This is a genomic window from Natronoflexus pectinivorans, assembly GCF_004345615.1.
Classification (GTDB): Bacteria; Bacteroidota; Bacteroidia; order Bacteroidales; family Marinilabiliaceae; genus Natronoflexus; species Natronoflexus pectinivorans.
Genome location: NZ_SLWK01000006.1, coordinates 45,488 through 60,840 on the forward strand (window position 1 = coordinate 45,488; position 15,353 = coordinate 60,840).

The following is a 15,353-nucleotide window of genomic DNA, read 5'->3' on the forward strand; positions in this document are numbered from 1 at the left end:
AGCCGACATCACACCCCCTTCTCATAAAACCTTCCCCATTTACTCTTCGGATCGGGAGGGGTTAGCAATGATACTACAATCAATACTGTAATTGAAAGAGCTGCTGCTGGCAAAATGATGTACTGCTCATTGAGAAGCTGGGTATCGCTTAGGCTCATCATAACCGAATTGGTAATGGTGATAAAAAGTGTAACACCCATACCGGTGGCGATTGATGCGACACCGCCGGCTACAGTCACCCGTTTCCATAAAAATGCAGCCAGCAAAGCCGGGGTCAATCCTGCGCCTACCATGGTGTATGCTGTTAAAGCCATGGCCAGTATGGTTGAGAATTGAGTTAATAGGAGGTAGGCCATTATCCCAAGCAAAACCACCATGATGCGTTGCATCAAAATAATTCTTTGTCCGGAAACATTGGGATTGATAAATCTCTGGTAAATATCCCGTGTCAGATTGGTAGATGGGGTAAGGAGAAAGCTGTTTCCTGTTGAAGTGATAATGGCAACAGATGCCATAATCAATAGAAGACCAGCCCAAATAGGCAGGCCTACTTCGGTGCTGTATCGAGCAGTATGCAGGATGATTCTTTCTGAGTTTTCACTACCGAGGAAAAATTCGGACATGGCGTCTAATGCGTTGAAATGGCTAAATGCAAATATGGCCAGACTGGCCAGAGCTGTTTCAACAATAATGGTTCCTATTACCCACCACACTACGGCTTTTTTTGCCGATTTTTCATTCTTTGCAGAGAAAAACTTTTGGTACATATTGGATTCTCCGAGTAACAGGAAAAATGTTGGGAGAAAAATCCCCATGGCCCAGAAAAAACTTTTGTCCCCGAAAATCTGGAAATGTGAAGGATCGAGCGTGGCAGTGAGGTGTTCGCTGCCTCCAATGCTGAAAAAGACAATGGGGGCCGCAATAACAATGGCAATGGTTATTACCGTTCCATTTATGATGTCTACCGAAACAATGGACAGCATTCCTGCAAAGGCGGTAAAAACAACTATGAAGGCAGCTGTTAACAACACTCCCTGCCATTCGGGAATGCCGGCCACCAGATCCAGAACAAAACCACCCGCTCTGAACTGATATCCTACAATGGTTGTATAAGCAATCACAATCACCATGGTTCCAAGAATTCTGGCCCATTTGTTATATCTGAGTTCCAGGATGTCCGGAACGGTAAATTCAGCGATGCGTCGTACCTTCCCGGCAAGGAAGAAAACGATGATGATTCCAAGCCATGCACCGGCGGCCATCCACAATTCTGCAAACCCAACGTTGGCGGCCAATCCTGCACCGGCCAAAAGACTCCCCGAGCCCAGCCATGTACACAAAAGAGTTCCAACAAGTTTAGGCGTTGAAACCTTGCGCCCCGCAACCATGAAGTCTTCCTGGTTTTTCACCATGAAGCTTTTCCACACGGAAATACCCATTAATACAATCAGGTATCCTATTACTACCCAGAAAAATATCATTGTGTTTATTTTTTACTGTTTGAGAATTTCGGCCATAAAAATAAAAGAATTTCCCGGTTTATGCAGATAAAATTGAGATTTAACGTGTCAATGATAGGGGAGAACAAAAAAGAGTGCGTCAAACAAAAACAGGACACTCCTTACGAAGTGTCCTGTTATGGAGGTCGGTGGCGGATTCGAACCGCCGTAGACGGTTTTGCAGACCGTTGCCTAGCCACTCGGCCAACCGACCATTTTGCGTGTGCAAAAATACAAAATTATTTTATAAATCAGATTTTATTCGCATCTATCTTGAAAGTTTTTTGAATTGATGAGATTGCTTTTTGTAAGAAGGGGTGGATGGAACAGGTCGATTCATGCAATTCATCGCAGACATTTGCAGTTTATCCGATTTAATATTAATGTAAAAACAATAATATATTCTTTTGTGTATGAAACAAAAGGTTAAATTCACACTTGAAAATTATGAAAACAAGAGCTCTAATTTCTGTACTATTAGTATTTGCCTGCTTTTTTCAGCTCGAAGCAAGCATGTTAGAGATAGATCCCCATACCGAAAAGACGTATTGGAGATTTATTAAAGATCGTTTGTTTGATGGACAAAATGACATTGCATCAAAGTTTCAGAAAAACATTTATATACAACTTACAACCGATTGCAGCGATGATAGTGTTATTGTGAATGATTTAATTAAAGTACTCCAAAAACTAATTCCTGACAGAAAAATTGAGTTTTTACGGTCAACATATGAGAACCCCGAAATAAATATTGCAGAAGAAGTAATATTTCTGGGAATTAATAAAGCTCCGATGTTCTCAAATCGTGATTTTAGAAGTTCAAAAAACATTAATGGTAACCAGATCTTCTATACTGGATTTAAGGGAATATATCAACCTGAAATATACATGCAAGGCATCCATATTAAATTGAGTGATTCAGTAACGTTCGCAGAACGAAAAAGATATATCGAATTTGCTGTATTACGGTCGTTATGCACCATAAAAGGGAGGCCGAAAGAGGCAAGTACTTTTTTCCCTAATGCCGTATTTAATGGGTTTGACTATGAGCCTTATGGTACAGAATTCTCTGAAGTTGATAAGTTCCTGATTCAAAAACTCTATTCTAAGGACTTTGATGAAAAGTTTAAACGTTATCTAATCGATAATTATTCGCGCAGATATTACAGAGCTTTCCTTTATAAGGATCAATATAATTCTATTAAAACGCTCATCTCTCTCATAATAACATTGTTAGTCATCGCATTGTTTTATAAGACATTACTCTTCAGGAATTATAAATACAAATATATTGGCTACATCAATATAGCATTGATATTAGGTGCTACTTTTGTAATAATACATTGGATACTTCAACATATTGCATCAATAGGAGTGTACAGATTAAGTACAAATATCATAATCTCATTAGCATTTCTGATTGTTTCTGTCCTTTTGGCTACAATATTGTATGGTGCTGAATTTTTGTTTATTCGTCCATATAGCTCCTTTAATACAAAGACATTTTTAAAAGTTATTTTCTTTTTTATAATTATAAGCATTCCTTCCTTCATTCTGAGATTTACAATTCCCGGATTTAGCACAGCCATGTTGATAAATTTTATAACATTTGGTTTTGTTGTAGCTTTAGGTCGTGGGTTTTTGTTATATATAAAAGAGGTAGGAGATTCTACTATTCGTCAAAAGGATGTTGAGCTACTAAAACTTGAGGACTTAAAGGTTAAAGCTGAAATGCAGTCACTGAATGCCAAAATAAATCCTCATTTCTTATACAATTCATTAAATTCAATTGCTGGATTGGCTCATATTAATCCCGACAAAACAGAAAAAATGGCAGTGGCATTATCCGATTTATTCAAATATAACATAGATCGAACTTCAAAACAATATAGCACCATTCGTGAAGAAGTGGAAATGGCTTCGGCATATCTTGAAATTGAGGAAATAAGATTCACCGACCGATTAAATTATTCAATACACATTGATGCTGTTACGGAAAGCATAGAGATACCTCGGAACCTCATTCTGCCATTAGTTGAAAATGCGGTAAAACATGGTATTTCTAAAATAGAAGGAGTTGGAGAGATATATTTATCAGTCAAAAAATCTGATGGTGGGTTTTTAATTAGTGTAAAAGATAATGGCCCCGATTTTCCCGATGGATTAGTCAGTGGTTTTGGATTAAAATGCGTTCAGGACATCATTCAACTATACTATAAAGGGAAAGCTGAATTTAGTTGGCAAAATGAACCCCAAAAAATGGTTACTATTGAAGTTAATTCAACGATATAAGTAAAAGCAATTATGGAGAAAGTATTGAAAACCGTTATCATCGATGATGAAGAACCCGCAAGGCAAAGATTAAAAGAACTATTGGCTGTATATCCAAATACTTTTGAAATAATTGGGGAAGCAGAAAATGGCAAAAGGGGTTTGGAATTAATCCACCGCTTAGACCCCGATCTCCTGTTTCTTGATATTCAAATGCCCGGAATGAACGGCTTTGAGCTCATTAAGCAATTAGTTAGTATCCCAACAATTGTGTTTTGCACGGCTTATGACCACTATTCATTGGATGCCTTTGAAACCAATAGCCTTGACTATCTGTTAAAACCCGTTAGTTCAGAACGATTCGCTAAGACTGTTGATAAACTAAAGCGATTTACAACCAAAGCGGATCACAAAGGATTGTTGAATCTTATTAAACAGTTTGAAGAGCAAATAAAGGAGCCTGAAATAACCTCAATAACAATAAAAAAGGGGAACAAGCTGTTTTTTGTAAAACTGGATGATGTTTCATATTTTCAAGCTGATGAGAGATATGTAAAAATTCAAACAGTTCATGGTGAAAATCATATTACCGAAAAGCCGTTAAAAGAATTGGCAGAAAAGCTGCCAAACTCATTCATTAGAATACATCGATCCATAATAGTCAATAAAAAATCTGTTAGAGAATTACAAAATTACTTTAACTGCAAGTATGTGTTTATCATGAATGACAAGTTTAGAACAAAGCTATATTCCGGAAGAAGTTTTCAAGCCCAGATAAAAAAGTGGATTGATTTGAGCTAAGGTGTAATATCATTTTATTGAAATATTAGCAAATGAAACGTGTCTCGTCAAGTGGAACCAATAAAAGTTTGGTATGTTTAGTAACTGTTTAAATTTATTTTATAAAACATGTTGTAGACCCGAAGACTGTTATCCCGAGGCATTCGGGATTAGATAGATAAAGTAGCTGAGAAAGATAATTAGATAAATCTTATTTTTTGTTTATCTTGTCTATCAGTCTAATCCCGAGTAATTCGGGACTAAAAATCTTCAATGTAGATTTATTATAAGTTTAAACAGTCTCTTGCTGGAATTTGTATCGCAATTTGCCGCCCATTTCCCCAATTGTAAAACGTAGTTTTATAAGTATACTTGTACAAGACGAAATAAAAAGCCATTCCATGTGTTACAACATTGCATTTCTTCAAAAAAGGTTGGCAAATTATATTAAACGTTATGAGCCCCTCCTGCCGCAAGATTTGCCCAGCAGCAAATTGGTTGAGAAAGACATGCCGGTTTACTATTTCGTAAGCGGTTTTGAGCATCCTGTTTTGCCAGTAATAGCAAACGATGGTTTGCACTTCAGCCAATGGGGATTAATTCCCCATTGGGTAAAAGATGAAAACAAAATTCCGGAAATCATGAAAATGACGTTAAATGCCAAAAGTGAAACGGCATTTGAAAAGCCATCATTCAGAAAAGCCCTAAACTCACAAAGGTGCCTGTTGGGAATTGATGGATTTTACGAATGGAAAACCATCAATAAAAAGAAGTATCCCTACTACATCTACCCTTCAAACCAGTATCTGTTCTCACTTGGATGTCTCTATGATGTTTTCATACAACCCAAAGGCAAGATAATTCACTCATTCAGTATTCTTACCACCGCAGCCAATCCCATGATGGAAGATATTCATAACACCAAGAAACGTATGCCGCTTATAATTTCGCGGGATGATGAAAAGAATTGGGTAAAACCGGATATAGTAACAGAGGAGATAAAACAAATGATGAGGCCATTTCCCGAATCCGGGATGCAGGCGCATCCGGTTTCAACTCACTTAAACAGTCCTATTGGAAACAGAAACACCCCTGATGCCATGAACCCTATAAACCATTCACTCCTGTTTTAAAATTTCAGAACCGTTCTTATCAAAAACAGTATCTTTGTACAAAAAGCATCATGCCTACTTTTCTTTTTGATGATATCATATTTGGACCTGTAAAAAGTCGCCGGCTAGGGGTTTCGTTAGGAATAAACTTATTGCCGGGAAACCGGAAAGTGTGCTCGTTTGATTGCATTTATTGTGAATGCGGTTTTAATCCGGGGAAGGATGCTCCTGCTTCAACGCTGCCTTCGCGGGATGAGGTGTACGATGAACTGGAAGTGCAATTAAAGAACATGATTTCTAAAAACAATCCGCCGGATGTTATCACATTCGCCGGAAACGGAGAACCAACTTTGCACCCCCATTTTCCCGGAATAATAGATGACACCATTCTGCTCAGGGACAAATATAGCCCCAATGCCCGAATTGCCGTTTTATCCAATGCAACCAGAATTCACTCACCGGCTGTATTTAATGCACTTTTAAAGATAGAAGACAACATACAAAAATTGGATTCAGCCAATTGCGATACCATCAGGCTACTCGATCGGCCACAGGGACGCTTCGACTTGGAAGAAACGGTAAAGAACCTGAAAAAGTTCAACGGGCATGTAATCATCCAGACTCTGTTTGTAAAAGGAACATTCAATGGCACAGCCATTGATAACAGCACCGATGAAGAGGTTTTCCCATGGATTAATCTATTAAAATTCATTGCTCCGTCGGAAGTCATGGTGTACACCATTGCCCGCGACACGCCGGTGAACACCCTTGAGAAAGTACCGTTAAGCAGACTGAACGAGATTGCTGAGATGGTTAGAGCCGCCGGCTTAAAAACAAAAGTTTCCGAATAATTTACTTCCAGATGAGGCAAAATCAGGAAAAACCGGTGATTGTTTGCCCACTCAATTGGGGATTGGGACATGCCGCCCGCGACATTCCAATAATCCGGCTTCTGAAAGAAGCCGGACACCGCGTTATTGTTGCCACGGATCCTAAAATAGAAAAGTTTTTAAGCCAGGAATTCCCGGATTTGGAATTTGAGTATTTTCCCGGACCAAAAATCAACTACACAAAATATGGTTGGCTACTGATCCCAAAATTGCTTTTTCAAATCCCAACCTGGATTAAATGGTATTTTGCAGAGCGTAAATTGATTGCGCAACTGGTAAATAAACACAACCCCAAATGCATTATTTCAGACAACCGTTATGGCGCTCGTCACAGTAAAGTGATGAGCATCATCATTACGCACCAGTTGATGCTAAAATTGCCGGTTTGGAGTCGATTCATGGAGTACCCGGTTCACCGATTTATCAAATCTCTGGTGGAGAAATTTAATGAGTGCTGGATTCCCGATAATCCTCCCGGATCATCTTTCGCCGGCGACCTCGCTTTTAAGTATCCCCTTCCGGCAATGACAAAGATTACAGGTGTCCTTTCAGATTTCATGTTTCAGGATGATGAATTGAATCAATCTACATTGAAAACCGATATTCTCGTCATCCTTTCCGGGCCTGAACCTCAAAAAACAATGTTGGAAAAGCGACTCTATCCATTACTACAGAGTCTTAAAATGAAAGTCATTATTCTGAGAGGCGAACCGGAATTAAAAAATCACTCAGATGATGAAAAATCAGAGTCGGATTCATTGATCCGACGAATCAATCATCTACCACGAAATGTAATAAAACAACTCATAAGGGAAACTCCATACATTATAACCAGATCAGGCTATACGACCATCATGGATTTATGGTTTGTAAACAAATCAGCACTGCTGATTCCAACACCGGGGCAAACTGAACAAGTATACCTTTCTGAATATAATCGACCTCGTCATTTTGTTGTGAAACAAAATGCGATTGATGCAAAAAATATCAAAAAATACATAAACAGTATTAATATCAACGATCAGCGCATGTTTAAAAGGAATGACATTCTTAAATCTGTTCTACTATCCATTCCCTGACCAATAGTCATTTGTCATGAATTTTTGAAGTTTGGTCAAATAAAAACAACCTTTCGCCACAAACTACATATAAAAGCTGACAGGGATCAAGGTGTTCAGCCTTAACCGTATTGAAACATTTTTGATGGAATATCGTAAATGTGATCAACAACCTAATATATTAAATACATTACCATGTTGAATTGGATATTATTGCCTTTGGTGATAATTGTTGGTGTAAGTCTTTGGTTCTACAAATATCTTCTGCCGGTAATTACCAAAAGGAAGGCACAGGCTATTCTTTATAACATTATTTTTCCAAATGGATCTGATCAGAAAAAAGATGTTATGAAGAGGTTTCATGAATTCACGAAACACCGGTTTTCCGATGAGCAGATTCTGGACTATTTTATAAAAATAAAAGGGCTCCAGAGCATGAACGTTTGTAACACAACAAACTTTTGGATACGAAAATACTTACTGAGTCCAACAGAGATTAAACTGAACTATTTTGAACAGGTTAAGTTCTATGAACTTTTTATGAATTATCCCGGGAAATCCAGCAATAGAACATTGCAGAATTCATTTACAAATGTGGATGAAGCTGGTGAAAATGGCTCGGAAATAACAATAACGAAGCCAACAAATAGAAGAATAAGCGTTTAGGGACAGTTCTCTCTTAAAAAGATTGGCGGATTTCATGTTCAAATTTAAGCATGGAATCCGCTATTTCATTTTTAAAACTTTTCAACTCCTTTGATTCAACTCCCGATTTTGCTTCAAATTTTGCTGTGACTTTTTTAAGATACATTAAATCATGCCATTGCCCGATCAATTGCTCTATGTGACGGTAATAAACAACTTTACCTGTCTCAGGATGCGACAACAGATCGGATTCAAACATCTGGAGCAACAGATAGTTCCGCTTAAACCATCTTCTGGCATCGTGCCACTCTTTTCCCGGTGGGTGCGCTTCTATGAGGCTGCCTGCTAAAGTTGCATTCCTTTCCAAATGTTGGAAAAACAGATCACGGTTTCCTTTGTATGCCTGATTCAGCAGCTGGGAGAAAAAAGCGCTAAACATATCTTCGTCCAAAAGAGAAATTTCATTGGCAACCTGAAAATATTTGTTTTTTCGTTTTTGAAGCTTTCGCATTATGTAGTCGATAAACTCTGCAGGTGGTTTCGCTTTGATATAATCAGAGATGGTTAACAATGCAACCTGCAGGTTCCTGACTTTACCCGAAGCTTTGTACACAGGTTTTACCGGAAGATCAATCTGGTTGAGCGCTTCATTAGCATCGTCAGAGCATGAATAATTAAGATATTCTTTTATGGCCACCAGCCTTTTCATTGCCACTCTGGAATGATGAATATACTCAGACTCCCCTTTCCGGATTGACATGTTGAAATTATCGAGGAAAAGAGCATACTGCTCTTTTCCTATTGCATATATTAAGTTTTTCTCCACCTGACAAAAAATTTCTGATTCATCAAAAAATATATTGTCGACTTGTTTTTTAGGACTCCCCTTTACTTTGATTGCTAACGTTTAATTTCAGATGTCAAAGGGTGTCTCAATCCGTCAGCATGGGTAAATACAGCTTTAACAGATCCAATCAAAATCTTGGCCTCCACAACTATTGGAACCCGGTTTTTGTCATCGGTAACCCAGACTGTCATGTCTTCTCCGGCAGAAAATATGGTGCCTTCAACCAGCAATGGAGAAAATTTAAGACAATTGAATCTGCGGCCATCCCTGTTTCTGGCCACCTCTTTTCCCAAATATCTAATATACAAATTATGAATTTCTCCGTCAATAATCATGGTGATTGGAATTTTGTCGTTCTTTTTGTATTTGGAGAAATCTATATTCCGGGCTTTGTATATCATTGACAAAATATCGAAAGTGCATTCGGGCCAATCAATAAATGAAAGTTGAAAGGGGCTGTTTTCCCTGCTTATATTGGTGCGTATCGAACGGTTATCCTCATTAAAAATGTAATGATGGGATGCTGAATAGGAGCCTTCGTTTGTAATTTGACGGTACTCAAAAGGAGTTAATTTTAAAGGATCCACATAAACTTCAAAAGTATCTCTAACTCTGAATAGTCTGTCGTATCCTCGCTCCGTTACTCCGATGCTTTTCATAAAATAAGCGGGTTTTCCACGCCATTTTGCCTCATCCACAGTAAATGTGACTTTCCCGGCATTCAACCAGATAAACTTCCAGTTGTAATAAGCATCGTAGTAAACCTTTTCACCGGGACCAAAAGCGTTATTTTCTGTATCACAAAACCCGGTGGCTCCAAACAAAGGAACATATGCAGATAGCAGAACTACAATCAGGATTTTTCTCCAACACATACCTCAAGCAAAAAGAGATTTTTATCACTTAACATCATCGTCGCTGTCTTTGAGAACCTGTTCTCTGACGATGTGTCTTCACAAATTCATGGATGTCAAACTCATGGGGATTCCAGGGGACATGGATGCTCCAATTGGCCCTTACATTGAGAACTTCGGGGTAATAGAATAATCTCTCAGGCTGAATTTCCTTCTCCAAATCTCCGGTATCCCATTTACCATTGCCGTTTTTATCGTCAACAATCCTCAACATATACTCCCCTGGGCGGAGATACCTGAATGCTATCCGCCCATTTCGTGGAACCGGAGCTTGGCGGATTACCCTTTCCTGTCTGTTCATTAGCTGAATTAACCATGTGGACTCAGGACTTTCTATCTCAACATAGAAAATACCGTAATCATCTTCCTTCCGAACGGAAAACTCCTGTCGAAAAGCATTGGTTGAAACACCGTAAATATCAGTAAATGCTGCTGAGTCAGCCTCTAAAACATATCGCCCCCCGGCTTCCCTGTTAAATTCAAATACATACCTGCGAATTCTCACCGAATCCTGACGAAGATCAAACTCCATTGCTTTTGGGATGGTGTCTACCATTTCAAACATCCGCAACCCTGTGTAATCTATATTCTTTAAAGGGGTAGGGAAACGCAGACTCAATTCTTCCAAAATGTCGAGATTGGCTTTTAACCCCTCGTGTCGCAACACCGGTGTGGGTGGTGGCTCATCATCTCCTCGTCTCCGACGACCTTGCCCTCCACCTGTCTCAAAATAGTAGAGATTGATGGTGTCCTTTTTCCATGTCACTTCTCTTAGTGAATCAAGCATGGGATATTCCAGACTTAACCTTAATGTGTCACTGTTTATCAGAGTGGTGTCCTTCAACCATAAATAGACACTATCGTGAGCAGCAGTATGCTCATATAAAAACCAATCTTCCGCCTGTCTGTTTACCAAACCGACCTTAACTGGTTCCAAAAGCGTACGGCCAAACACGAAATCGATGCGATTTCGTGCTCGTCTTTCATAATCCCTCAAATATTGCGGGATGTTATCCTCCTGAAAAAGGAACAACTGTAAACTATCTGGGAGATATGCCTCCTGTTTTACAACTATTGCAGAATCGGATGAGATGGAGTCGATCACTTCATGATAACCGATATAAGGCACAATGATGTCTGAATAAAAGGCAATGCGCTCACCTGGTTGATCGTATCTGAAATTTCTATTGGCATCTTCCAGAGCGAATAATCTGTATTCACCGGGGGCCAGATTTTGAATGGTAAACCTGCCATCAGGATTGGTTTTGGTTACCCGGATGGGAACCAGTTTGCGAAAAGCTGAGTCGGCATGATTGCTGTGTACCATTACCAATGCACCTGAAACAGGTTCATAATTGGTGGCATCAAATAAATGACCACTGATTTTAAGGCTGTCAATGATCTCTCCGGTTGAAAATGAGAACCGGAAATCGTGCAATATATTTCCTTCGTTATTATCCCTTACAGCATCGGCAAAGTCAAGAGTATAAGTGGTGTTAGGTTGAAGATCCTCGTTAAACTCAATCACAAGAGCATTAGCTCTTGCTGTAACGGTGGGTTGCTGATTAACCGGTGGAGATACCATTAACTTTTGAAAGATATCTGTAACCTGAATCAATTCATCAAACTCAATTCGAATATTACGTCCGGTAAAACTCAAGGAGTTCTCAGGTGGAAAAGATCTCACCATAACCGGGGGATCTTCATCGCGGGGGCCTCCAGTTGGCATTCCGGTGCTGGCACAGCCACCGGGTAAGAAAACGATTAATATAAAAACAACCAGCAAGGCGAAAGGAACCCTGTATTTGCTTATAATTCCTGCAATTATGTTTCTGTATAAAAAATCAATCCCGTGCTTTAGCATCTGATATAACGAAAACAGTTAGTACTCATTTTAAAGAAAACGGAAACAAAATATTATCACGGCACAATATATGCTGCCAAAATATTAAGAGAGACAAAGGTATAAACTTTATTGGTATAATATTAATCTGCAATGTTGACAAATTATTGATTCAATTGCTCCATGTATCAAAAAATAGTCGCGGCAGTAATATCAATAACTATACCGTTATTTTTTTAAGTCAAACAAATAGAAGAACCAGCTGTTTGATTACTATTGAAAAAGTAATATTTTTACGGCTGCAAAAAACATAAAACATGGAAACTCAGCAAAAAAACAATAATTCAAAAATTCTATACATCTCATTATCAGCCGCAGCGCTATTGGTAATTGTTCTTTCTGTTCTTTACTATATGCAAAACAGAGAGTTAACTGTAATTGTTGATGGATTGACGGAAGAAAAAAACATACTGACACAGGAGTACCAGAACCTGATGTTTAACTTCGACTCCTTGCAAAGCGATAATGATACGTTGAATTACATGCTTGAAATGGAGCGTCAAAGAATTGCCAACCTGGTTGAAGAGCTGAAAACAATCCGCGCCACAAACACAGCCAAAATCCGGGAGTATCAGCGTGAGCTGACTACTTTACGGGGAGTGCTTCGAAGTTACATCATTCAAATAGACTCACTCAACACCATCAATCAGGAATTAACCAGAGAAAATATTGAGCATAGGCGGCGGTATAGTGAAATTCAAACCTCGGTCAGACAATTGGAAGCTACCAGAGCAAACCTCGAACAAAAAGTGACCATTGCAAGCAGGCTTGATGTCATTAACATGATGGCCGAAGGATTAAACCCCAGTGGTAGATCAACAAACCGAAGTTCGAGAGCCAATAGGATTAAAGTGTGCTTTACGATATTGCGAAATGTGACTGCACCCGTTGGGATGAAAGAGATATACCTTCGGATTGAGAGGCCGGACGGACAGCTTCTGATGCATTCCAGAGATGATGTTTTCACTCATGAAAACACACAGATTAATTTCTCAGCCAAAAGAGCAGTTGAGTATGGCGGGGAAGAACTTGATGTGTGCATTTTTTACAATGCCGATGTAGGTGAATTAACAAGTGGCGAATATACTGCCGACATTTTTGCCGATGGGTTTCACATCGGATCTCATACGTTTTCATTAAGGTAATACAGTAACCTGTCTTTATTTGTATTCAAACCTATTTTTATTTAATAAAATTCTTTTTTTATCGGACATCAGTGAATAGTATTAAATAAGTTTGATATTTCCGAGTAGCTAATTCACCATAAACGGCAGGCTGAATCTTACGCGATGTCCGGCTTCCCGGCCACCAACAGTCCTGACCTCTGTGTGAAGCGGTCCGAGGTGATTTAATAATCGGTGCATTTTATACCCGGAGGATTTATGGTGAACCATGGAAATTCCAAGATTTCTGTGCCGTTCTTCCAGAATAGCACTCTCTGCTGAAGAATTCAGATTGTTTTCAATGATGACATCCAGCACATTTCCTCTTCTCATAAATGCAAAATTCAAAGTTGGTTTTGTTTCTGCACAGTCAGAGTTTACAAATGCATGTTCAATAAAGGATTGAGTGAGCATGCTCGGTACCATCACCTGATCGGCATTATGAATTACATTGGACTCGATGTTGCATTCAATATCGCAGTTGTAGCGCTCCTTCTGAAAATCAAGAAAGCTTCTTAGAAATTCAATCTCTTTTCGTAAAGAGATGAATTGCTGGCAGGAATTTTCCATCATGATCTGCATCATGTTTGAGAAGCCATCTAGCTGGGATACAGCGTTTTGATTATCCCCCTTAATCATCTCATCCCTGATGGAATTGAGGTAATCGATAACAGCAGTGGCATTAAACTTCTCCTTCAAAAGCTTACTCCTCACTTTTTCATACTCATTCTGGCTTCTGATGATGCGACGTCTGTATGTTGCTATGATAAAAGCAAGGAAAGCCAATACACCTACAAACACAAACAATCCGAAGAGAATCCGTTCCCTTAACTGTGCTCTCTGCAGCATTCTGTCTCTTTCAATAATCCTGTGCTCAAGTTCTTTGTCTAACACCCCTCCGGCAAAGGCAGGATTTTCTTTTAGTAATTGGTCTCGAGATTTTATGTAATTTTCATAGGCAGCTAATGCCTTTTCCCAATTTCCGGCATTTTTATGGGTGGTATAAAGTGAAAATTTCGAATCGATGTAAACATCGTTAAGATTATAGGTTGTTGCTATATTCAAGGCCTTTCTGTGAAGGAAAATGGCATGTTGATGGTCGTTTCTTTTGGCATAAGTGTCTGCAAGAAGGGAGTAGGCTCTTGCTTCTCCAATGCGGTCTACTCTTGCTTTAAGAATAACCAGAGCTCTTTCAAGATAAATGACTGCCTCATTGTAACTTCCCTCTCTGGTTTTCAAACTACCAATATTACATAGAACTATGGATTCTTCATGTTCCATTCCAAGTTTCCTGTATGTTGACAGGGCATTTAAATAATTCTGCGAAGCTTCATCATACTTTTGAGTTCGGGCAAAAATGGTAGCCAGATTATTATATGTAGCAGCAATTCTGATATCGTTTCTTTCTTGCAGGAAAACATCCAGTGCTTTTTGATGAAACTCCAGAGCCTTGTCGTAGTTTTCGCCTGCTGAAAAAACATTTGCCATGTTTTGATAGGTTTCTGCTATCGCAGTTTGATCACCCATGTCCAGTTCCAGTGCCAACGCTTTGGAATAGGCATCGAGCGAGTTGTCATATTCTCCGATGAAAGAATACACCAGCCCAAGATTGTTGTAGGTAATTGCCAATCTTCCTGTTTCGTTCAGGGAGTCAAAATATCTGATTGCTGCACTGTAATTCTCTATGGCTTCATTCCATGCGGCTTCAGAATAATTTAGCTCTGCTTTAAAGTAGTAGGCCATCCCCAACAAAAGATCTGCATCAAAGCCTCCCAGCCGTTTAAATTCACTGATTAATTCTCTTGTGTTACCTGTTTGATGCTCAATGGATTCATAAATTCTGGATTGAAGATCATCATACGATCCTTTTTGGATTCCTAATGTACCAGCAATTCCCCAAAAAGGGAAGAGTGCTGTCATAAGAAAAATGCAGATGGTTATTGAAAGAATTTTCATATACTCTAACTTGCTATTCAATGGCTCCCTAGGCCTCGGGACGAGTTTCATATTATTCTGGGTATCTGGTGATGAAGAGACAAAAATAGTTAAATTATATTCAAATAACCATTGTTTTTAAATGATGAGATAACAGATTGTCAATTTGAACTCTGAAAGATTTAATAAACGCCAGATAGGGAAAGAATAAAACCACAAAGATCACGGTGATTACGCAGAGCACACAATGACCTGCATGACAGCGCATTAAATCTTTGTGAGCTTTGTAAATACTTCGTGAACTTTGTGGTTAAATCCTCTTCTAAAACCGCCTTT

General features: G+C 38.9%; 12 protein-coding genes and 1 tRNA gene. 7 read left to right on the forward strand and 6 right to left on the reverse strand.

Annotated elements, in window-relative coordinates:
• Positions 1–8: 8 nt before the first annotated feature.
• Complete coding sequence (locus tag EV194_RS09445; protein WP_132433797.1) at positions 9–1,481, reverse strand: sodium:solute symporter family protein; 1,473 nt, start codon at positions 1,479–1,481, stop codon at positions 9–11.
• A gap of 158 nt (positions 1,482–1,639) precedes the next feature.
• Positions 1,640–1,713: transfer RNA gene (locus EV194_RS09450), tRNA-Cys, on the reverse strand.
• Positions 1,714–1,946: 233 nt separating this feature from the next.
• On the opposite strand from EV194_RS09450, the gene EV194_RS09455 reads away from it, so the two are divergent.
• The 6 genes from EV194_RS09455 (at position 1,947) to EV194_RS09480 (ending at position 8,276) form a co-directional block, all read left to right on the forward strand.
• Positions 1,947–3,791: a sensor histidine kinase gene (locus EV194_RS09455; protein WP_132433798.1), complete on the forward strand. Its 1,845-nt coding sequence runs from the start codon at positions 1,947–1,949 to the stop codon at positions 3,789–3,791.
• A gap of 12 nt (positions 3,792–3,803) precedes the next feature.
• The gene (locus EV194_RS09460) at positions 3,804–4,571 is read left to right on the forward strand and encodes a LytR/AlgR family response regulator transcription factor (protein WP_132433799.1); all 768 of its coding nucleotides are present in this window, start codon (positions 3,804–3,806) and stop codon (positions 4,569–4,571) included.
• A 380-nt stretch (positions 4,572–4,951) separates the two neighbouring features.
• Positions 4,952–5,683, forward strand: coding sequence for an SOS response-associated peptidase (locus tag EV194_RS09465; RefSeq protein ID WP_132433800.1), 732 nt, complete (start codon positions 4,952–4,954; stop codon positions 5,681–5,683).
• 50 nt (positions 5,684–5,733) lie between these two features.
• Positions 5,734–6,513, forward strand: coding sequence for a radical SAM protein (locus EV194_RS09470; protein ID WP_132433801.1), 780 nt, complete (start codon positions 5,734–5,736; stop codon positions 6,511–6,513).
• Positions 6,514–6,524: 11 nt separating this feature from the next.
• Positions 6,525–7,631: a glycosyltransferase gene (locus EV194_RS09475; RefSeq protein WP_132433802.1), complete on the forward strand. Its 1,107-nt coding sequence runs from the start codon at positions 6,525–6,527 to the stop codon at positions 7,629–7,631.
• A gap of 174 nt (positions 7,632–7,805) precedes the next feature.
• Complete coding sequence (locus EV194_RS09480) at positions 7,806–8,276, forward strand: hypothetical protein (RefSeq protein WP_132433803.1); 471 nt, start codon at positions 7,806–7,808, stop codon at positions 8,274–8,276.
• Between the two features lie 13 nt (positions 8,277–8,289).
• Here the strand turns inward: EV194_RS09480 and EV194_RS09485 are convergent, their stop codons facing one another.
• The 3 genes from EV194_RS09485 to EV194_RS09495 all read right to left on the reverse strand — a co-directional run bounded on the left by EV194_RS09485 (position 8,290) and on the right by EV194_RS09495 (position 11,880).
• Entirely contained in the window at positions 8,290–9,081 is a 792-nt protein-coding gene (locus tag EV194_RS09485; protein ID WP_132433804.1) for a CHAD domain-containing protein, read from the reverse strand.
• A 74-nt stretch (positions 9,082–9,155) separates the two neighbouring features.
• Positions 9,156–9,977, reverse strand: a complete 822-nt coding sequence (locus EV194_RS09490; RefSeq protein ID WP_132433805.1) for a DUF3108 domain-containing protein — start codon at positions 9,975–9,977, stop codon at positions 9,156–9,158.
• 34 nt (positions 9,978–10,011) lie between these two features.
• Positions 10,012–11,880: an Ig-like domain-containing protein gene (locus EV194_RS09495; RefSeq protein ID WP_132433806.1), complete on the reverse strand. Its 1,869-nt coding sequence runs from the start codon at positions 11,878–11,880 to the stop codon at positions 10,012–10,014.
• 296 nt (positions 11,881–12,176) lie between these two features.
• Between EV194_RS09495 and EV194_RS09500 the strand changes: the two genes are divergently transcribed.
• A complete protein-coding gene (locus EV194_RS09500) occupies positions 12,177–13,064 on the forward strand; it encodes a hypothetical protein (protein ID WP_132433807.1) in 888 nt (295 codons plus the stop codon).
• 108 nt (positions 13,065–13,172) lie between these two features.
• Here EV194_RS09500 and EV194_RS09505 read toward each other — a convergent pair whose 3' ends face one another.
• Positions 13,173–15,038 (reverse strand): tetratricopeptide repeat protein, encoded by a 1,866-nt coding sequence (locus tag EV194_RS09505; protein ID WP_165921850.1) that lies wholly within the window; start codon positions 15,036–15,038, stop codon positions 13,173–13,175.
• Between the last annotated feature and the right edge of the window lie 315 nt (positions 15,039–15,353).